The sequence below is a fragment of the Catellatospora sp. TT07R-123 genome, assembly GCF_018327705.1.
Classification (GTDB): domain Bacteria; phylum Actinomycetota; class Actinomycetes; order Mycobacteriales; family Micromonosporaceae; genus Catellatospora.
The window spans coordinates 1,723,744-1,743,713 of sequence record NZ_BNEM01000001.1 but is presented as its reverse complement, the minus strand read 5'-3'; the positions used below and the strand labels follow the sequence as shown (position 1 = coordinate 1,743,713).

Genomic DNA, 19,970 nt, shown 5'->3' with positions numbered 1-19,970 from the left:
GGCCGGCTGGGCCGGTCCGTGATGACCGGAACGGATCTGATGAGGTACTCCCCTCGGGGCCAGATCATAACGGCCCTACCTGGGAACTCCCTGAAACACGACCCCATCGCGCCCCGAAACGACCCCGAGGTGCCCCAAGGTGATCCCGAGGTGCCCCAAGGTCCGGGGTGCCCCAAGGTTGCGCAACTTGCCGGGCAATCGTGGGAATAACACCTCGGAAAGTGCCCGATTGCCCGGCAACTTGGCCGATCTTGTGCCCCAACTTGGTCGATCTTGTCGGGGTCGTGATCAACTGGTGATCTTCCGTCTCGGGTGCCCGGCCCCTAATATGCGAGCGTGTTTCACGATCGCCGTCTCCCGCGCCCGTTCGCGCTGCTCGCTGCCGTGCTCGTCCTGCTGCTGCTCGGCGCCGGCGTCGCGTGGGGGGTCGGGGACGCGCTCGGCCTCAGCTCCACCCCCGCCACGGTGCCGCAGGAGCACCCCGCCGCCGCGCCCGTGCGCCAGGTCGCTCCGGCGCCCGCGGTCACGACCGTCGTCGTGCCCGACGAGCTGCGGCTGACCAAGGCCGCCGCGGCCGTCGCGGACGCGATCGCCGCACGCGGACTGCCCCGCCCGGCCGTCGCCGCCCAGGCGGGAACCGGCCCGGCGGTGCGGACCCGGATCGAGGCGGTGCCGGGTGCGTCCGCTGAGGCGTACGCGGTGGCCGCCTCCGGTGCCGACCTGACCGTGACCGCCGCCGACCAGGCGGGCATCGCCGCGGGTCTGTACGCGCTCGCCGACCGGATCCGGTCCGGCAACCCGGCCGTCCCGGCGGGTGAGAACGGCAGGCTGATCACCCCGCGCCTCGGGCTGCGGCTCACCGACGCCGGTTCCGTCGGCCGCGAACCCGACGCGGCCGCGTTCGCGGCGGGCACCGACTACTCGCTCAACACCGACATCGTCGGGCAGGCGCTGCTGCCGCAGGCCCCGTGGGTGGACGCCGCCGCCGTCGACCGCATCGCCGAGCAGTTCCGGCAGTACATCGACCACGCCGCCGCGCAGGGCTACAACGGCGTCGTCCTGCCGGGCTTCCTGGAGTACGTCACCTTCGCCGGGGTCGGCGACGGCCACGCCGTCTACCCGGTCGGGGACTCCCACGTGGACCGCGCGAAGGCACTGGTCGCCGCGTTCGGCCCCGTCTTCCGGTACGCCGAGGACATGGGCCTGAAGGTCTTCCTGCTCACCGACATGCTCGCGGTCTCGCCCCCGCTGGAGCGGTACCTGCGCGCCACCACCGGCGGCCTGGACACCGCCGACCCGAAGCTGTGGGCGGTGTACCAGGCGGGCCTGGCCGAGCTGTTCGAGTCGATGCCGTACGTCGACGGCCTGATGGTGCGCATCGGCGAGGGCGGCGACGTGTACGCCCAGAACGGCTGGGACTACTCCTCGAAGATCGCGGTCACCACCGACGCGTCCGTGCGCGCGATGCTGACCGCGCTGCTGGCCACCGCCGGGCAGTCGGGCCGGGACGTCATCTTCCGCACCTGGACCGTCGGCGTCGGCGCGGTCGGCGACCTGCACACCAACCCCGAGTCGTACCGGCAGGTGCTCGGCGGCCTCGACGACCCGCACCTGATCGTGTCCACCAAGTACACCCTCGGCGACTTCTACAGCCACCTGCCGCTGAACACGACCCTGGCCGAGGGCGGCCAGCGGCGGATCGTGGAGTTCCAGGCCCGGCGCGAGTTCGAGGCGTTCGGGTCGCTGCCCAACGACCTCGGGCCGCTGCACCAGCAGGCGCTGCGCCAGTTCCTGGCCGCGAACCCGCACGTCGAGGGCGTGTGGAACTGGACCCAGGACGGCGGCCCGCTCAGGGCCGGACCCATGTCGCTCTACCTGCGCACCGGCTTCTGGCAGCTGTACGACCTCAACACGTACACCACCGCGCGGCTGGCCTGGAACCCCGACGCCGACCCCGCGCAGCTGACCGCGGACTGGGCCTACCGCACCTTCTCCGCCGACCCGGCCACGGTCGCCGCGATCGGGCAGGCCATGGCGCTGTCGCGGGAGGCGGTCACCAAGGGCCTCTACCTCGGCCCGTACGCCGACAACAGCGTCGAGGCGCTCGGCCTGGAACCCCCGCCGATGATGTGGATCTTCGAGTGGGACATCCCGACCGGCGACTCCGCCGCGCTGGACAGCATCTACGCCGTCAGCGCCGGACGCGTCGACGAGGCCGTCGCCGAGGGCGAGCAGGCCGCCGCCCTGGCCCGCCGCATGCGCGACCTGGTGGCGGCCACCGACCCGGCCGCCTGGCGCGACTCCGGGCTGCGCAAGCAGTTCACGCAGACCCTCGACTACCAGGTCAACCTGTTCGAGACCCTGGGCGCGTACCGGGCCATGGTGCTGCGGCACGTGCAGTGGCTCGACACCGGCGACCAGGCCGCGTACGACGCCTGGCGCGCGGCCGAGACGGACTACCGGGCCGCCCGCGAGCTGCACACGGCCCGCTACGGCGGGAACGTGGACCTGCCCGCGTACAACTTCACCGCCGCCGACCTCGGCGCCGCGCGCGCCGACCGCGACCCGGCCATGGCCTGGCTGGCCCGCATCCTGCTCGCCCTGATCGCGCTGATCCTGGCCTGGGGCTTCGTCGGCCGGGGTCCGGGCGGCGCGGCCGCGCGGGCGCTGTGGCTCGGCGCGACCCGGCCGTGGCGCCTGCGCGACGTGCCCGCCCCCGCCGCGCGGCTGGACCGGGTGCTGGTCTGGCTGGTGCCGCTGCTGGTGCTGGCCGCGAGCCGGGCCGTGCTGACCTGGTTCGCCGCCCCGGCGCACCTGGTCGTCACGCTCGGCGGCTGGCTGCTGTTCGCCCTGGTGGTGCGCCTCGTCCTCGGCCGCCGCGACCCGTTCCACGCCTGGGCCGTGCTCGGCGGTGTCGCGCTGCTGCGCAGCGTGATCCTGCTCGGGGCGCTGGCCACGCGCGGGCCCGGCCGGTACTGGTTCGACTTCTGGACCGCGCCCGACCTGCGGTTCGCGTACGTCACCATCGCGTTCGCGGCGTTCGGCTGGCTGTTCGTTGCCACCGCCCTGGTGCTGCGGGTCCACTACGGGCTGCTGCGCCGCCGGGCGGTGGGCACGGCGCTCGCCGCGGCGGGGACGGCGCTCGCGGTGCTGAGCGGGCTGGTCGCCGCGCTGGGGCTGGAGCGGGCGCTGACCATCTGGAACGACCAGATGGCGCTGCTGCCCTGGGGGCTGTCCCGCATCCTCGGGATCACCGTCTACCTCGGCATCCCGACGGGGCTGCCGATCGCGGCCATGGTCGCGGGGCTGGTCATGCTGGGCGCCGGTGCGATCCTCTCGGTCGGCCCCAACCGCATCCCGCAGACCAGGTCAACCGGTTCCGCGACCTGACCGTTTCGGCTCGGCGCCAGCCCGCCGCCCAACCCGTTTTTGATCGACGCTGGCCTATCTAGAGGACGGATTTCGGAAAATCGTCCCCTAGATAGGCCAGCGTCAATGCTAAGGGGGCGTGGGCGCCTGGTCGGTCGGCCGATGATCACTGTTTTCGGTCAGGAGGTCGCCGTTCCGGCCGCAAACCGACCGGAAGCGGTGATCATGAGGCGGGCGCCGCCGGGCGATCGGCCGTGGCCGGGGCGGCGGGGCGGCGGGTGGACAGGAACCAGTGGAGTGCGGCCAGAGGGAGCACGCCGACGGGGTACCAGAGCAGGTCCACCGGGTCGAACTGGACGCCGAGCGCCAGGCGGGCCAGCAGGCTGCGCGCCGACAGGTACGCCGGAACGCCGCTGAGCTGCGAGACCTCGACCGCCCAGCAGAACGCGACCGCGACCGCCCCGGCGGTCCACGGGCGGCAGCGCGGCCACAGCAGGTAGACCCCGGCGTAGACCATCGACGCGTACAGGGCGGTGCCCGAGAACTGCTCCACCGGCCCGTCCCACAGCGCCCGGATCGCCAGCGCCACGGCCAGGAACGCCGCCGCCGACACCACGGCCAGCACACGTACGACGCGGTTCGACAGCATCCGGGCAGGATAGCGGCCCCGCGCCCGGCGGTGGGGCGGCGGCCTCCCGCCAGATCGAAACATGTGCATTGACAGGCGCGAGGCTTTACCCCCAAGGTGGAGAGCGCTCTCCCCGCTCCCCGGAAGGGTTTCCTGTGAAGACCATCCGCACCGTTCTGACCACGGTCGGTCTGCTCGCCGCGGCCGCGGCGGTCCCCACCGCCCCGGCGCACGCGGCAGTGTCGCCGCGATACACCATCGAGAACCTCGGCGTCCTCAGCACCTCGGCATATGCGGTCAGCGAGGCCCGCGCGATCAACAACGCGGGCGTCGTCGTCGGCTCGACCACGACCGCCTCCGGCGCCACCCACGGTTTCCGCTACGCCGGCGGGGTCATGACCGACCTCGGCACCCTGCCCGGCGGCGGCGGAAGCTACGCCAACGCCGTCAACGACGCGGGCCAGATCGCGGGCACCGCCGACCGCAGCAACGGCGGCTACGGCTACCCCGTGCGCTGGAGCGCGACCGGCGCCATCACCGACCTCGGCGGCTCGATCACCAACCGCCTCGGCGTCGGCAACGGCATCGACCCGACCGGCCGCGTCGTCGGCGGCCAGCGCGGCGCGCAGTCCGAGGACGGCCCCAACGCCATGCTGTACGAGCTCAACGGCACCACGGTCGACCTGGGCAATCCGCCCGACTCCCTCGGCCCGGCGACCGGGATCAACGCCCGTGGCCAGGTCGTCGGCTGGCCCGCGTTCGTCTGGCAGAACGGCACGCTGCGCCACCTGCCGTCCCTGTCGGGCAACACCGAGTACGGCGCGGGCGCGTACGCGATCAGCATCCGCGGTGTCGCCGTCGGCGAGAGCGAGGTCGCGGGCACGTTCAACACCCACGCGGTCGCGTGGGATCCCACCGGGGTGGTCTCCGACCTCGGCACCGTCGACGGCATCCAGTACAGCCAGGCCACCGGCGTCAACGCCGCCGGTGAGGTCGTCGGCACCGCCGACCCGAAGTGCCAGCCGTGCGTGGCGCCCCGGGCCTGGCTGTGGCGTAGCGGCGCGGGCATGGTCGCCCTCGACACGCTGCTGCCCGCCGGCACCGGCTGGAAGCTGGAGCGGGCGTACGGCGTCAACGACCGCGGCCAGATCGTCGGCAGCGGCCGCCTCAACGGCGGCATGACCAGGGCGTTCCTGCTCACCCCGGCCGTGACCGTGTCGGTGAACTTCCAGCCCGCGTCGGCCCCGACCCCGGCCGGGTACGTCGCCGACACCGGTGCGCTCTTCGACACCCGCTGGGGCTACACCTACGGCTGGCACGCCGACGACACGGCCGCCACCCGCGACCGCAACGCGGCCGTCTCCTGGGACCAGCGCTACGACACCGTCATCCACGCCGCCCAGCCGACCAAGGCCAACTACTGGGAGCTGTACGTCCCCAACGGCACCTACGTCGTACACGTCGTCGCGGGTGATCCGTCCTACACCGACAGCGTCTACGCGCTGCTGGCCGAGGGGAACGTGATCGCCTCCGGCACCCCGACCGCCGCGGCGCGCTGGATCGACGGCACCGCGGTCGTCACCGTCACCGACAACCACCTGACGATCAGCAACGCCGCCAGCAGCAACAACAACAAACTGAACTACATCGACGTGCACACGTACTGAGGACGTGCACACGTACTGAGCAGGAGGCCGGGCCGCGGCGACGCGGCCCGGCTAAATCCGTTGACCCCGTCGATACGGTCGACGTATGTGCCTCGACGGTGACGCCCCCGCCTCTGCCGGCGCCGACCCGATGCTGGAGCTGGTCTCCGCGGACGGCTCCCGCTTCAGCGCCTACCTGGCTCCGGCGGAGGAGCCGACCGGTGCCCGGCTGGTGCTGCTGCCCGACGTCGGCGGTCTGCGGTCGCCGTTTCGCGACCTGGCCCGGCGGTTCGCCCGCACCGGCGCCGACGTGCTGGTCATCGACTACTACGGCCGCACGCTCGGCCCCGCCGCCCGGGGCGAGGAGTACGACCCGAAGATCCGCGAGACCTTCGACCGGGACCTGATGCTCGCCGACCTGACCGCCGCGATCGACCACCTGCGCGAGCTCGGCGACGGACCCGTGTACGCGGCGGGCTTCTGCATCGGCGGCGCCAACGCCCTCTACGCGGGCACCGCCGACCTGGGCCTGGCCGGCGTCGTCGGCATCTGCCCGTACGTGGGCGAGGCCGGGGTGTCGCCGGAGCTGGCCGAGGACTTCAGCGCGAAGATCGGGGTGCCCGTGCTGGGGGTGTTCGGCGGCGCCGACACCGAGGTGCCCGCCGCCGTGCACGAGTCGCTGTCCCGGCACCTGGCGGCGACCGGCGTCCCGCACGACGTCGTCGTCTACGAGGGGCAGCCGCACGGCTTCATCGAGTGGGACCACTTCGGCCGGGAGGGCCACGCCGAGGCCGCCGCCGACGCCTGGACCCGCATCACCGCGTTCCTGCGCTGACGGCTCAGCCCGCGCCCGGCTCAGCCCGCGACCGGCTGTGGCGCCGCCGCGCGCAGCCGGGAGCGGCGGTAGAACGGGAAGGCCACCGCGATCAGCAGGGACAGCAGCGGGGCGGGGGAGCCGAACAGCGCCTTCCACACCACGAAGTCCAGCACCGGCACGGCGACGGCGGCCCAGTAGAGCCAGTTCGGGAACGACGGGGTGCGCCGGCGCGGGTCGGTCCACGGGGTGTGCCGCCACGGCTTGGTCACCGACAGCCATGCCTGGAACGCGATCGCCGCGGCCATCAGCGCCGACGAGGCGATCTGCACCCCGGCGTCGCCGCCGGCCAGCGCGTCCAGGCGCGGGCTGAGCACGGACATGCCGACCACGAGCTGCGTCAGCGTGATGACGAACTTGACCAGCACCCACCAGTGCCGCAGGTAGCCCCAGGCGGTCAGGCCCGACAGCATCAGGCCGGTGAACGCCGCCGAGGTGCCCAGGTGGGCCAGTAGCTGCTTGTCCAGCACGCGGGCGGAGTCGTAGCCGCCGGGGCCGCTGATCAGCAGGACGCACAGCGCGAGCGCGAAGCTCATCCAGCCGATCGACGTCACCGCGTGCAGCCATACCAGCGACTGCCGTCCCCACTGCCCACTCCTGCGTGCCACGCCGCCCAGCCTGGCCGCACCGCCCGCCCCCGCACATCCGTGACGCCCCTGACCACCCCCGTAAGGAAGGGTGCCTTCCACCTGCCGTAGCAGCAGGTGCCCTCTTAACCCTGGAGCGGGGGTGCTGGACACCCCGGGGTCGCCGGGCGTCCATCTTCGTTCGATATCAATCGATATATGCGTCCCCTCGCCTCCTGTGTCGCCGTCGTGCTGGCCGCGACGCTGCTCACCGTTCCCGCGAGCCCGGCGGCGGCCGCGCTCACCCGCGATCCCGTCGCCGTCGTCTACGCCCGCGACCACGCGCTGCACCTGCTCAACGGTGGGGCCACCGACGACGAGCTGACCGCCCGTACCGTCAAACTCGCCTCCAGCGCCTGGGCCTTCTTTCGCGGCACCTCCCCGCTCTACTACCGTGACCTGGGCGAACTCGCCCAGTCCGCCTACGCGACCGGCGGCTCCGACGTGTGGCTCACCGGCGACGCGCACCTGGAGAACACCGGCGCCGACCGGGGCGCCGACAACACCGAGCAGTACCAGCTCACCGACACCGACGACGCCTGGCGCGGCTCATGGACCTGGGAACTGCGCCGCGAAGCCGTCTCGATCGTGCTCGCCGGGCGGGCGAACGGCCGCAGCGCGAGCAGCATCCACACCGACGTCGACACCCTCGTCGCCGAGTACGCCCAGTGGATCGACAAGTTCCACGGCACCTCCGACGAGCTGGACTGGCGGCTGACCGCGTCGAACACCTCCGACCTCAGCGGGGACCTGATCGCCGCCTCCGCCGCCGACAAGCGCAAGGACCTGCTCGACCGGTGGACCGCGCTGAGCGGGTCCAGCCGCGTCTTCAAGTCCGATCCGGAGCTGCAGACCGTCTCCGCGGCGACCCGGACCAGCCTGGTCAACGCGGTCGCGGCGTACCGCACCACCGCCGCCGACCCGCTGAGCAGCGCCGAAGCCGTGGTGAAGGACGTCCGGCGCCGCCTGAACGCGGGCACCGGCAGCCTGGGCCGCTGGCGCTGGTACGTCCTGATCGAGGGCGACAGCACCGCCACCACCGACGACCGCATCCTCGAACTCAAGCAGGCCGTCGACCCGGCACCCAAGCAGCTCGCACCCAACGCCACCACGCTGACCGGCGGGCAGCGGCCCGCGCTCGCGCTGCGCTGGCTGGTCAACGAATCCGACCCGCTGGCCGGGTGGGCGAGCGTCGGGACCGTCCCGGTGCTGGTTAAGGAGAAGTCGCCGTTCGCCGAGGATCTGGCGATAGCCGACCTGACCGGCTCGGCGACCTGGGACGACACGGTACGCGACATCGGCCGGCTGCTGGCCGCCGCGCATTCCCGGGCCGACCAGGACCTGCCCGGCACCGGCCTGACCTACTCCGCCGACGACGCGATCGACGACGCGATCACCTCCGTCTCCGGCCTCCAGTCCGAGACCAGGGCGTTCGCCGACACCTACGCCGACCAGGCCACCCTCGACTGGCAGGCCTACGCCGCCGCCAAGTCCGCGGGCCGCCCCCTCTACTGAGCCGCATCCTGCGTGCAGTTTCGGGGAAAGTGCCGGAATCCGGGCCAAGATTCCTGCACTTTCCCCGAAACTGCACGCATCACAGCGACGGGTGGGTGGTTAGGGTGGCGGGCATGGGGTTCGACATCGAGAGGGTCCGCGCGGGGTATCCGGCGCTGGGCGAGGGGTTCCGGCATTTCGACGCGGCGGCGGGGTCGCTGGTCGCCGAACCGGTGGCCCGTGCCGCGTACGGGGTGTACACCAGCGCCGTCGCCAACCGCAGTGACGCGTTCGAGCCCGGCCGCCGGGCGATCGGCATCGTCGACGCGGCCCGCGTCGCCGTGGCCGACCTGCTCGGCGCCGACCCCTCCGGGGTGGTGTTCGGCAACAGCGCGACCTCGCTGACCTACCTGATGGCCCGTACGCTCGCCGCGACCTGGCGACCCGGCGACGAGGTCGTCGTGTCCCGGCTGGACCACGACTCGAACGTGCGGCCGTGGGTGCAGGTCGCGGCCGCGGCGGGCGTGACGGTCCGCTGGGCGGACTTCGACCCGGCCACCGGCGAGCTGCCCGCGGCCCAGTACGCCGACCTGGTCAACGACCGCACCCGGGTGGTCGCCGTGACCGCCGCCAGCAACGCCATCGGCACCCGCCCCGACGTGCCCGCGATCGCGGCGCTGGCCCACGCCGCCGGTGCCCTGGTGTACGTCGACGGCGTGCACGCCACCCCGCACCAGCCCACCGACGTGGCGGCGCTCGGCGCCGACTTCTACGTGACCAGCGCGTACAAGTGGTCGGGGCCGCACGTGGCCGCGTGCGCGGCCGACCCGTCGCTGCTGTCGGGCCTGCACCCGGCCAAGCTGCTGCCCTCCAGCGACGCGGTGCCGGAGCGGTTCGAGTTCGGCACGCCGAGCTTCGCCTCCCTAGCCGGAGTGACCGCGGCGGTGGACCACGTGGCCGGGCTCGACTCCGCCGCGACCGGCACCCGCCGCGAGCGCCTGGTCGCCTCGCTGTCGGCGGTGCGCGACTACGAGGCGGGCCTGTTCGCCAAGCTCGTCGACGGGCTCGCCGGGATCGACGGGGTGCGGTTGTGCCCGGCGCCCGACGACCGGTGCCCGACGGTGTCGTTCCGGCTGCGCGACCAGCACCCGTCGGCGACCTCCGCGCTGCTCGGCGAGGCCGGGATCTGCGCGTTCGCGGGCGACTACTACGCCTGGGAGTACTTCACGACGATGGGGCTGCGCGACTCCGGCGGCGCGGTGCGCGCCGGGATCTACCACTACACCACCGCCGAGGACGTGGACGTGCTGCTCGACGCGCTGCGCGCGGCCTGAGTGGTCGCCGGGCTCGTCGACCGGCTGCGGGCGGCGTTCGGCTGGGTCGGGCCGGTCGACGTCGCCGCGGGCCCGCGCGGGGCACTGGGGCAGATCTGGCGGGTACGGGTCGGCGACGACCGGTACGCCCTGAAGGAGATCTTCGGCCGTCCGCCGTCGGAGACGCTGCTCGCCGGGGAACTCGCCTTCGCCGCCCGCGCCGCCGAGGCGGGCGTCCGGGTCCCGCGCAGCCACCCCGACCGCGACGGCCGCTACCTGGTGTCCGCGCCCGGCGGCGTCCACCTGCGCCTCTACGACTGGGTCGACCTGGGGCCCGCCACCGCGCCCACCACCCCCGCCGACCTGGGCACGCTGCTGGCCGGGCTGCACCGCGCCGCCCCGGCGACCGCCCATGAGCTCGACGGCAGCCCACCCGACCCCTGGTACGACCACGCCCCCGCCGCCGACCGCTTCCACGGCGCGGCCGCCTCGGGCGCGCCGTGGTCGGCCTGCCTCGCCGCCCGCCTGCGCGACCTGCCCGAACTGTGCGCGGCGGTGACCGCGGCCGAGCCGGAAGCCCTGCTGCTGTGCCACCGCGACCTGCACCCCGAGAACGTCCTGGCCGACCCCGAGGGCAGGCTGGTCGTGGTCGACTGGGACAACCTCGGCCCGGCCGACCCGTCCCGCGAGCTGGCCCGCGCCCTGTTCGACTGGTACTGCGACGGCACCCCCGACCTCGACGCCATGCGCGAGCTGTACGCGGCGTACCGCGCGGCGGGCGGCCCCGGCCGCCTCACCGGCCCGGCAGACTTCTCGATGCTGCTCGCCGGCCACCTGAACTTCCTGCTCCGGCAGACGGGGGTCGCGCTCGATCCGGCCGCCGAGCCGCGCCATCGCGACTGGGCCGAACGCGAGATCGACGAGACCCTGCGCCTCGTGCCGTCCCCCGGCCAGCTCGCGCGGGTGCTGGCGCTGCTCGGCGCAGCTGGCGGATGACCGCGACGACCTTGCCGACGATCTCGCCGCTGTGGGCGGTCGGCTGCTGGCGTACCACGACCAGGTCGCCGTCGCAGATCGCCGCCTCGATCATCGAGTCGCCGCGGACCCGCAGCGACAACAGCGCAAGTTGCCGGGCAATCGGGCGTATCTTGACCCCTCTTTCGCCCGGTTGCCCGGCAACTTGCGCGATCTTGGACCGGTCGTGGACCGGTCATGGGCGGTTGCGGGGGCGTGCGGGGGGTGGCTTGGTGATCTTAGGATCGGGGGACTGTCTCTTCTCGACGAACGGGGAACCCCTATGTCCAGCAACCTCTCCCGCCGAGCCGCCCTCGGCGGGCTCGGTCTCGGCGTGGCCGCGGCCGTGGCCGCCGCCGCCCCGGCCGCGGCCGCCGCAGGCGACGACCAGGCCCGCGGCACCGGCCCCGGCCACCTGCGCCGGGTCTACGAGCGCCAGAAGACCAAGGCCGGCGGCGTATGGCACTCCCACGTCGCCGCGCTCGACGCCGACGGCGCCCTCCAGACGGTCATCGCCGACGACGTCGACGCGATCGTCGACGGATACAGCGTGCAGAAGCTCGCCGTGGCCGTGGCGGTCATGGACAAGGTCGACCGCGGGCTGCTCCAGCTGGGACAGAAGCTCGACCTGCCCGGCGACATCATCCTCGGCGGCAGCGGCATCTACCACCTGCAGACGGTCTGGGGCGACGACCTGACGATCGCGAACTTCCTCACCGCGATGCTGCTGGTCTCGGACAACACCGCGGTGCGGATGTGCGGCCGGGTGGCGCCCGCGCTGGAGATCAACGAGATCCTGGCGGCCAAGGGGTTCGTCAACACCCGGGTGATCCCGGTGGCCAACCCCAACCGCTTCTTCCTCGGCAAGACGACCCCGGCCGAGGTGCACGACCTGCTGTGGCGGCTGGCGAACAAGACCCTGCTGTCGACGAAGTCGTGCGACTTCCTGCTCGGCATCATGCGCTGGGTCAACGGCTACCACGACGGCACCCGGCGCAACATGTCGTCGAACGAGCGCAGCCGCGTCGCGATCAAGTACGGCGCGGACTTCAACACCCTCGGGGCCGGCCGCCACGAGGTCGGCATCATGTTCGACAGCTCGGGTGCGCCCGCGCTGACGTTCGCCTTCTTCGCCGACTCGCTCGGTGACCTGGACAACTACGGCGCCACCCACCCGGCGGTCGAGGCGCACGCCGTCCTCGGGCGGCAGCTGTTCGACTCCATTCCGGCGCCGGTGGCAGGGCTCGCGGCCCGTACGGCGCGGCCGACGATCGACCTGACGCCGTTCCGTGAGGTGAACGGCGGCTGACCCGGCGGGCGCCCCGCCCGCTGCGGGCGGGGCGCCCGAACGTGGTGACGGCGAGTGACGGTCGCCACTGTTGATGTCGCCTTTCGGGCGAATACCGATGCGATGCCCGGCCAGGGGGCGTCAGGGCAGGTCCGTCATGTGTGGCTAGATCGGGTCATCCGGTAGCCTGGGCTGAACCCGGTCCGGCGACTGCTCAGGCGCGGCCGCGGGGCTTTCACATGGGGTAATCACGGCTCGGCGGCCGGAGGCCGTCGACATGGCGGAAGGCGTGGCGTGGCCCAGGTTCTCAGCGAGGTGTCGCGAACGTTCAACGAATACCTGCTGCTGCCGAATCGGACGAGGACCGACTGCGCCCCGGGCAACGTCGACCTGCGTGCTCCGCTGGTGCGGCACCGCGAGGGCACGGTGTCGCCGATCGAGCTGCGCATCCCGTTCACCTCGGCGATCATGCAGGCGGTCAGCTCGCCGGAGCTGGCGATCGCGCTGGCCCGCGAGGGCGGCCTCAGCTTCCTGCACCACAACCAGGCGATCGACGACCAGGCCGCCGCGGTGCGCCGGGTGAAGAACTTCAAGGCCGGCTTCGTGACCAGCGACACGAACGTGCGGCCCGACGACACGCTGCGCCACCTGCTCGACGTGATGCAGCGCACCGGCCACTCCACCGCGGCCGTGACCGAGGACGGCACCGCCTGCGGCCGCCTGGTCGGCCTGGTCACCTCCCGTGACTTCCACCCGCAGCGGCACAACCTCGACGGCCCGGTCAGCGGCCGCATGATCGGCATCGCCGACCTGCCGCACGCGGGCGCCGAGGTCACCCTGTCGGAGGCGAACCTGCGGCTGTGGGAGGAGCGCCTGGACTGCCTGCCGATCCTCGACGCCGCCGGCAACCTGCAGTACCTGGTCTTCCGCTCCGACTACGCCGACAACAAGCGCTACCCCAGCCAGCTGGTCGACGGCGGTAAGCGGCTGCGCGTGGGCGCGGGCATCAACACCCACGACTACCGCGAGCGGGTGCCGGTGCTGCTGGAGGCGGGTGTCGACGCGCTGTGCTTCGACTCCTCCGACGGCTACAGCGACTGGCAGGCCGAGGCGCTGACCTGGGTGAAGAAGAACTACCCCGACGTGCCGACCGGCGGCGGCAACGTCGTCGACGGCGACGCCTTCACGTTCCTGGCCGAGGCCGGGGCCGACTTCATCAAGGTCGGCGTGGGCGGCGGCTCGATCTGCATCACCCGCGACCAGAAGGGCATCGGCCGCGGCCAGGCCAGCGCGGTGCTCGACGTGGCCGCGGCGCGCGACGCGTTCCTGGCCCGCACCGGCGAGTACGTGCCGGTCTGCTCCGACGGCGGCCTGGTGCACGACTACCACGTGTCGCTGGCGCTGGCGATGGGCGCCGACTTCGTCATGATGGGCCGCTACTTCGCGCGCTTCGACCAGGCGCCGGGTGCCAAGATCCCGACCCGCGAGGGCTTCGTCAAGGAGTACTGGGGCGAGGGCTCGCACCGGGCCCGCAACTGGCAGCGCTACGGCCAGGGCGGCAAGGGCCTGGTCTTCGAGGAGGGCGTGGACGGCTTCGTGCCGTACGCGGGCGACCTGCACGAGGGTCTGGCCGTCACCACCGCGAAGATCAGGTCGACGATGGTGTCGTGCGGCTCGAACACGCTGGCCGAGTTCCAGTCCACCGCCCGGCTCACGCTGGTCTCCGAGCAGAGCTTCCAGGAGAGCCACGCCACCGTGACCGTCCGCGAGACCGCGGGCACCAGCATCTGAGATCGGCTGAGAACGGCCCGGGTGCACGCGCACCCGGGCCGTTTCGCTGCTCAGCCCGCGTACTGGTTGCTGGTGTACGTCCGCGACAGGGTGCCGGGGATGGTGAAGTACTCCGCCGACAGCTTCGCCGGGTTCGTGGCCAGCTCGCCCCGGCCCGGGGTGTCGTTGCCGTCGTCCCAGCCCCACGGGGCGTTGGCCGAGTTGGTGCCGCACCCGAACGTGCCCGAGCCGCAGCCGCCGCTGGTGTCCCCGGCGAACGTGCCGAGGCTCGCGAACAGGCTGCTGGTGGCGCGCTGCGCCCACAGCCCGCCCGCCGCGAAGATGTCGATCAGCTGGTACTGCACGTCGCGGTCGTTGCCGCTGCTGGGCGTCTCGGCCACCGTCGACGGGTAGTAGACCAGGCCGTCACCGTCGATGTTGTACTGCGGGTACGCCTTCAGCCCGTGGCCCTTGGCCTCCTGCGCGGTGACCGGGTGCTGGAACGCGTCGTGCGGCGAGGCGGCCAGTTGCAGCGTGCCGTCGACGCTCTCCTTGCCGCTGGTCCAGGTGCTGCCGCTCGGGGTGTACGAGAAGAAGTCCGTGTGCGCCACCGTGACCGCCGACCGCAGCACGCCGTAGGCCGAGCCGTCCTTCTCGACGGCCAGCAGCAGCCCCTCGCCGTCGTTCTCGTGCTCGGTCTCGAAGAACGGGTGGTCGACCCAGTCGCGCGGGTGGAAGAAGAAGTACGTCAGGTACCAGTGGCTGCTGGTCTCCACGACCGAGTAGTAGGCGTACGCGGCGAGGTTCGCGTTCGCGGCGCCCGCGTCGTCCCAGTTGTTGCGGCCGGTCAGGTCGCCGTCGAAGTCGACCTTCGTGATGTAGTCGGACTTGCCGCCCAGCGCGTGGTCGCCGGTGGCGTCGACGTCCTGGTAGTGGATCGGCGCCCAGCGCAGGGCGAGCTGCGCCGGGGTGACGGCGGCGCTCGCGGGGGCGGGGGCGAGCAGCCCGCCGGTGACCAGCGCGGCGGCGAGGGTGGCCGCCGCGAGGGTCCTCCGGGCGGTGGTGATGGCGTCGAGCATGTGCGCTCCCAGGTCGAGGGGATAGACCGATGGGAATGTTAGGTGCTCGCGCCCGCCCGTAGCGTGACTGAATAGCGAAGATCAGATTGCCGTCGGATGTGGACGCGGGGCCCGGGGGCCCGGCACGGTCAGCTGGCGAGGACGGTGGGGCGGCCGGCGATGACGGCGGCGGTGACCGCCGCGGCGGACAGGCCGGTGTCGACCGGCAGCCAGGAGCCGCCCTCGCCGACGGCGTGCAGGCGGCCGCCGATCAGGGCGTAGACGTGGGGGGCGCCGCCGAGGTCGAGCGCGGCCAGGGCGGTCGCGTCGGTGCCGGAGACGCCGGTGAACCGGTTGAGCCACCCCGTGTCGCTGCTGGCCTGGTAGAGGTTGCCGTGGTCCACGGTGTACAGCACGGTCGCGGCGCTGGTGCGCACGGCCGCGACGGCGGCGGCCGGGATGCCGAGGTCCGCCTCGGTCCAGCCCGCGGCTGCGCCGGTGGCCTGGTGCACGGTCCCGGCGGCCACGGTGTACAGCACCGGCACCCCGCCGACGGCCACCGCCGACAGCGTCGACGGGCTGACCCCGTGCAGTCCGGTCGGCACCGGCCGCCACGCGTTGTCGCTGCGTGCCTCGTACACGGCGCCGTCGGCGATCACGTAGACCCGGCGGACGCCGTCGAGCTCCAGCGCCGCCACGGCGGTGCCCGCGACCCCGGCCACGCCGAGGTAGGTGCTCTGCCAGCCGCCGGCGCGGCGCGACTCGTACACCCGGCCGTCGGCGACGGTGTAGAGGATCGCGTCGCCCGCGGACTCGATCACCGCCAGGGCGCTGCCCGTCACCGGGGTGCCGCCCAGTGGCCGGGCCTGCCAGGCCGGACCGCCGAACAGCTCCCGCACCAGGCTGCCGCCGCTGCCGCAGTTGCCGCTGGTCAGATGCCGGTCCGCGGAGACCGGGCCGGCCACGTGCAGCGGGCCGGTCGCGGCGCTGCCGTCGGTGGTGATGCCCGACGGCGCTCCGTCGAAGTACGACTCGACCTTCTGGCCGCCGTACAGCTGCTCGTAGTGCAGGTGCGGGCCGCTGGAGTGCCCGGTGGTGCCGACCCGGCCGAGCTGCTGCCCGACGGTGACCACCTGGCCCACGCTGACCATCGGCGCCTCGACCATGTGCAGGTACATCGACTCCCAGCCGCCGCCGTGCTCCAGCTTCACGTGCCAGCCGCCGCCGTCGCCCCAGCCCGCGAACACGACCTTGCCCGGGGCCGACGCCAGGATCGGGCGCCCGGCGCTGCCGCCGGGACCGTCGAAGGTGAAGTCGATGTCGTAGTCGTCGTGGCCGCTGTACGTCGACAGCTGCCACCGCTCACCGCACGGGAACGGCAGCGCGAACCACGGGCGGGGTGGTGAGGCCTCGGCGCCGATGGTGGTGGCCATCCAGGTGCCCGTCGCGGCGAGGGTGACCGCGCAGGCACCGCCGAGCAGGCGGGCGAATCTGGTGTGCAAAAGGGAGCCTTCCGAGAGGGATGCCGCGACGCGGCCACGGAGGATCCATGGTAGCCAGTGATTCCAATATCGACATGTTCGACAATCCGTACACGATCGTGCGCGGTACGGGTCGCAGGTCACGCCGGGCCGACCGTGGCGGTTACCGGGCGCAGACGGTCGGCGACCTTCCGAGCGGGCCGCTGACGAAGCCGACGACCTCGCCGCGGCGGACCCGGGTGCCGGGGGCGCGGTCGCGCCAGCAGGCGCCGCCGGTCTCCGACCGCAGCTCCAGGTGTACGTGCGGACCGGTCCAGCAGGCCGGCCCGCCGGTGTTCTCGCCGTCCAGGGCGGCGACGGTCCCCAGCACCGCCTTCGGCGCGACGGGCGAGCCGACCCGCAGCTTCCGGTCGCGCCGCAGGTGGGCGTACGTGACCCGGCCCAGCAGGACACCTTCGTGGTAGAGCCCGACCGTGACGAAGTCGCCGCCGCCCCCGGCCCGGCAGGCGTCGCCGTCGACGATCTGGGTGATCTCGGCGGTGACGGTGCCGTGGTCGGCCGCGACACCGAACACGACCGGCGTGCCCGCCGGGACCCGCAGGTCGACGGCCCACTGGTTCATCGGGGTCGCCTTGCCCAGGCGGTGGTGGTCGCCGGCCGGGGTCGAGCCGGGTTCGCCCGCGCGCCCCCACCGCCCGTCGACCGGGCTGCCGACGGACACGGCCGGCTGCGGCACCGCCGCGACGGGAACGCCGGTCTGTCCGCCCGAGGGCTGGACGGGCGTGCATCCGGCGGCCAGCGTGAGCGCGGCGGCGGTGATCAGGCGCCGTACGGTCACCGGTCGGGTCCTCCTCGCTGCGGGGCGGGCGGACCTCACGGTAGCGGCCGGGCGCGAGTGGTGGCCGTGTCCCGGCGTCACACCTCAGGTGGTGTGGCTACACCGGATGAGGTGTGACGCGGGCGGTGGCTCAGTCGGGGTGGGCCGGGTTGAACAGGTGGAACAGGATGTGGTCCCGCCACTGCCCGGCGATCTTGAGGTAGCGCGGCGACACGGCGAACGGCTTGAAGCCGTTGCGGGTCAGCACCCGCTGCGAGGCGGTGTTGTGCAGCATCGTGCCGGCTTCCAGGCGGTGCAGGTCGAGCTCGGTGAACGCGAGGGCGATCGTCTCGGCCAGCGCGGTGCTGGCCAGGCCCTGCCCGTGGTACGCCTGCCCGAGCCAGTATCCGATGTGGGCGGACTGGGCGGCGCCCCGGACGATCGTGTTGAGGTTGATCCGCCCGGCGACGCGGCCGTCCTGGGTGATCACCATCGGCACCATGCCGCCGCGTGCGTGGTCTTCGAGGTTGTGGGCCAGAATCGTCCGCTGCCCGGCGGCGGTGTAGTAGCCCTCGTCGCGGACCGGCTCGAAGGCGGCCAGGAAGTCCCGGTCGGTGCGGACCAGGGCGGCCAGCTCGTCGGCGTCGTCCAGGGACGCGATTCTGGTGATCTTCATCGGTCCACCGTAGCGCCCCGGCCGCACCACCGCGGCCGGGGCGGGACGCGACGGACTACTGGTGGGCGATCTGGATCAGGTTGCCGCAGGTGTCGTCGAAGACCGCGGTGGTGACCGGGCCGTGGTTCACCGGGGGCTGGGTGAACACGACGCCGAGCTTGACCAGCCGCTCGTACTCCGCCTGCACGTCGTCGACGGCGAACGAGGTGAACGGGATCCCGTCGTCGACCAGCGCCTGCTTGAACGGCTTGACCGCGGGGTGGCTGTCAGGCTCCAGCACCAGCTCCACGCCCTCGTTGTCGCCCACGACGGTGAGCCACCGGTGCTCGCCCAGCGGGACCTCGGTCTTCTTGGTGAAGCCCAGGACGTCGGTGTAGAAGGCCAGCGCCTTGTCCTGGTCGTCGACCAGGACGCTGGTGAGGTGGATTCTCATGGGATCTCCTGCGCGGTGGTGCGGATCCAGCGGGTGAGGATCTGCTCTAGCGGTTGCGTGTTCAGGTGGTGGAACTTGTAGCGGCCCTGGCGGCGCACCTCGACCAGCCCGGCGTCCTCCAGCAGGTCCAGGTGCTGCGAGATCGCCTGCCGCGACGAGGTGACCTGGTGCTTCATGGCCAGGCGGGTGCACAGCTCGAACAGCGTCTGGCCGTCGCGCTCGGTGAGCGCGTCGAGGATCAGCCTGCGCGTCGGGTCGGCCAGCGCCTTGAAGACGTCACCCACGTCCGCCACTATAGGCAAGTAATTACTTGCCTATCAAGTCCGCCCACGGCTCAGCCCGGTTCGACCGTCGTGGTCTCGTCGAAGGACAGGCGCGGGGTGTGGCCGGGCAGCGGGTGGTCCGCGTCCGCCACACCCAGGCGCAGCACCAGGTACGGGTGGCCGAGCTGGGACAGGACCCGCCGCATCATCACCCGCGTCGCGTCGATCTCGATGACCTGGCTGTACGGCAGCACCGCCAGTCCCAGCACCGTGGCGTGCAGCCACACCGCCGACAGGGCCTGGCCCGCGCGCAGCCACGCCGCCCGGTCGTCCTCGGCGCCGAACAGCACCACATACGTCGAGGCCTTGTCGTGGCCGCCGCCGACCTCCAGCGTGCCCCGGGTGCCGAAGTCGCGCTCGCCCACGTCGGTCTGGGGCCGCCGGTCCGGGATGACCTCGGGCGGCAGCCCGGTGCCCGCGGGCCGGCCGGGCCCGGTCCACTGCCCGGTCTCGGCCTGCCACGCCGGTTCGGTCGCGGCGGCGTCCTCGGCGTGCGAGACCGCCACGGCCAGCTCGGCGGCCTGGTCGGCGTTGAGCCGGTGCAGGTCCACCCCGACCGCGCCCGCGACCCGGCGCAGCTCGTCGAGCTGCTCGGCGGTGACCGGGGTGTCGACGTTGGGCCGCCGGTCGGTGTGGCGGAGCTGGATCGCCTGCGCCAGCCGGACCGCGTCGGCGGTCACCGGGGTGTGCTCGTCGACGGTCAGCGTCGCCAGGTGGTCGGGCCGGTCCGGGTCCGGCAGCGGGCGTACGGCGGCCTCGTACCCCTGGGCGTGCAGCGCGACCTGCGCGTGGTGCAGCGCCGCACCGCAGCTGACCAGCAGCATCCGCTGGTCGGGGTCGGTGCCGGGCAGTCCTCGCGAGGGGTCGGCGAACAGGTCCAGGCGGTCGGGGTGCACCTGCCAGTGCCACGGCTGCGTGTTGTGAATGGACGGGGCGCGCCCGGCCGCCTCAGCCGCTGCGGCGTACGCGGCGGCGGGGGCGCGGCGGGGGGCGTCGTCGGACGTCGTCATCGGGTCTCCCTTGAGTCGCCTTCAGTGCACGCCACCGCCGCCCCCGGCACCGGAGGCGAAGGTGCCGCCGGCCCGGGACCTAGGTCCCGGAACCGGCCGCGTGCCACTGACTCAACGGAGATCGCGCCGGACGCGGTGCGGTCCGGTGGT

Annotated in this window: 17 protein-coding genes and 1 pseudogene; 8 read left to right on the top strand and 10 right to left on the bottom strand. The window is 72.9% G+C overall.

The annotated features are described in order from the left end of the window. Positions 1 to 336 precede the first annotated feature (336 nt). The gene (locus tag Cs7R123_RS07220; protein WP_212824462.1) at positions 337 to 3,390 is read left to right on the top strand and encodes a hypothetical protein; all 3,054 of its coding nucleotides are present in this window, start codon (positions 337 to 339) and stop codon (positions 3,388 to 3,390) included. 202 nt (positions 3,391 to 3,592) lie between these two features. Here the strand turns inward: Cs7R123_RS07220 and Cs7R123_RS40695 are convergent, their stop codons facing one another. Beyond that, the gene (locus Cs7R123_RS40695; RefSeq protein WP_212824461.1) at positions 3,593 to 4,018 is read right to left on the bottom strand and encodes a DUF2809 domain-containing protein; all 426 of its coding nucleotides are present in this window, start codon (positions 4,016 to 4,018) and stop codon (positions 3,593 to 3,595) included. A 134-nt stretch (positions 4,019 to 4,152) separates the two neighbouring features. Here Cs7R123_RS40695 and Cs7R123_RS07210 point away from each other — a divergent pair, with 134 nt between their 5' ends. Both Cs7R123_RS07210 and Cs7R123_RS07205 read left to right on the top strand, forming a co-directional pair. Continuing rightward, complete coding sequence (locus Cs7R123_RS07210; RefSeq protein WP_212824459.1) at positions 4,153 to 5,664, top strand: hypothetical protein; 1,512 nt, start codon at positions 4,153 to 4,155, stop codon at positions 5,662 to 5,664. 85 nt (positions 5,665 to 5,749) lie between these two features. Continuing rightward, positions 5,750 to 6,478 carry a dienelactone hydrolase family protein gene (locus tag Cs7R123_RS07205; protein ID WP_212824457.1) on the top strand — a complete coding sequence of 243 codons (729 nt, stop codon included), beginning with the start codon at positions 5,750 to 5,752 and terminating at the stop codon, positions 6,476 to 6,478. Between the two features lie 20 nt (positions 6,479 to 6,498). On the opposite strand, the gene Cs7R123_RS07200 is transcribed toward Cs7R123_RS07205, so the two are convergent. After that, positions 6,499 to 7,125 (bottom strand): hypothetical protein, encoded by a 627-nt coding sequence (locus Cs7R123_RS07200; protein WP_212824455.1) that lies wholly within the window; start codon positions 7,123 to 7,125, stop codon positions 6,499 to 6,501. Positions 7,126 to 7,302: 177 nt separating this feature from the next. Between Cs7R123_RS07200 and Cs7R123_RS07195 the strand changes: the two genes are divergently transcribed. From Cs7R123_RS07195 to Cs7R123_RS40080, 3 genes are all read left to right on the top strand, one after another. Further along, positions 7,303 to 8,658 carry a DUF2252 family protein gene (locus Cs7R123_RS07195; RefSeq protein WP_212824453.1) on the top strand — a complete coding sequence of 452 codons (1,356 nt, stop codon included), beginning with the start codon at positions 7,303 to 7,305 and terminating at the stop codon, positions 8,656 to 8,658. A 113-nt stretch (positions 8,659 to 8,771) separates the two neighbouring features. Next, positions 8,772 to 9,971 carry a cysteine desulfurase-like protein gene (locus Cs7R123_RS07190; protein WP_212824451.1) on the top strand — a complete coding sequence of 400 codons (1,200 nt, stop codon included), beginning with the start codon at positions 8,772 to 8,774 and terminating at the stop codon, positions 9,969 to 9,971. Then, entirely contained in the window at positions 9,972 to 10,946 is a 975-nt protein-coding gene (locus Cs7R123_RS40080) for a phosphotransferase enzyme family protein (protein WP_244871664.1), read from the top strand. It begins immediately after the preceding gene. A gap of 28 nt (positions 10,947 to 10,974) precedes the next feature. Here Cs7R123_RS40080 and Cs7R123_RS40075 read toward each other — a convergent pair. Then, positions 10,975 to 11,067, bottom strand: a pseudogene (locus Cs7R123_RS40075) (LexA family protein); the annotation flags it as partial. Positions 11,068 to 11,247: 180 nt separating this feature from the next. Here Cs7R123_RS40075 and Cs7R123_RS07180 point away from each other — a divergent pair. Continuing rightward, entirely contained in the window at positions 11,248 to 12,273 is a 1,026-nt protein-coding gene (locus Cs7R123_RS07180) for a serine hydrolase (protein WP_212824449.1), read from the top strand. A 273-nt stretch (positions 12,274 to 12,546) separates the two neighbouring features. Then, the gene (locus Cs7R123_RS07175) at positions 12,547 to 14,043 is read left to right on the top strand and encodes an IMP dehydrogenase (RefSeq protein WP_212824447.1); all 1,497 of its coding nucleotides are present in this window, start codon (positions 12,547 to 12,549) and stop codon (positions 14,041 to 14,043) included. A 50-nt stretch (positions 14,044 to 14,093) separates the two neighbouring features. On the opposite strand, the gene Cs7R123_RS07170 is transcribed toward Cs7R123_RS07175, so the two are convergent. The 7 genes from Cs7R123_RS07170 to Cs7R123_RS07140 form a co-directional block, all read right to left on the bottom strand. After that, positions 14,094 to 15,101: a hypothetical protein gene (locus tag Cs7R123_RS07170; RefSeq protein WP_212824445.1), complete on the bottom strand. Its 1,008-nt coding sequence runs from the start codon at positions 15,099 to 15,101 to the stop codon at positions 14,094 to 14,096. A 128-nt stretch (positions 15,102 to 15,229) separates the two neighbouring features. After that, the gene (locus tag Cs7R123_RS07165; RefSeq protein WP_374706923.1) at positions 15,230 to 16,582 is read right to left on the bottom strand and encodes a M23 family metallopeptidase; all 1,353 of its coding nucleotides are present in this window, start codon (positions 16,580 to 16,582) and stop codon (positions 15,230 to 15,232) included. A 142-nt stretch (positions 16,583 to 16,724) separates the two neighbouring features. Beyond that, positions 16,725 to 17,399: a M23 family metallopeptidase gene (locus Cs7R123_RS07160; RefSeq protein WP_212824444.1), complete on the bottom strand. Its 675-nt coding sequence runs from the start codon at positions 17,397 to 17,399 to the stop codon at positions 16,725 to 16,727. Positions 17,400 to 17,529: 130 nt separating this feature from the next. Further along, on the bottom strand, positions 17,530 to 18,054 hold the full coding sequence (locus Cs7R123_RS07155) for a GNAT family N-acetyltransferase (RefSeq protein ID WP_212824442.1): 525 nt from the start codon (positions 18,052 to 18,054) through the stop codon (positions 17,530 to 17,532). 55 nt (positions 18,055 to 18,109) lie between these two features. Then, entirely contained in the window at positions 18,110 to 18,487 is a 378-nt protein-coding gene (locus tag Cs7R123_RS07150; protein WP_212824440.1) for a VOC family protein, read from the bottom strand. Continuing rightward, a complete protein-coding gene (locus Cs7R123_RS07145) occupies positions 18,484 to 18,780 on the bottom strand; it encodes a helix-turn-helix transcriptional regulator (protein ID WP_244871663.1) in 297 nt (98 codons plus the stop codon). Before Cs7R123_RS07145 ends, Cs7R123_RS07150 begins: the two co-directional genes overlap by 4 nt. A 41-nt stretch (positions 18,781 to 18,821) precedes the next feature. Next, on the bottom strand, positions 18,822 to 19,820 hold the full coding sequence (locus Cs7R123_RS07140; protein ID WP_212824438.1) for a nitroreductase: 999 nt from the start codon (positions 19,818 to 19,820) through the stop codon (positions 18,822 to 18,824). Positions 19,821 to 19,970: the final 150 nt, after the last annotated feature.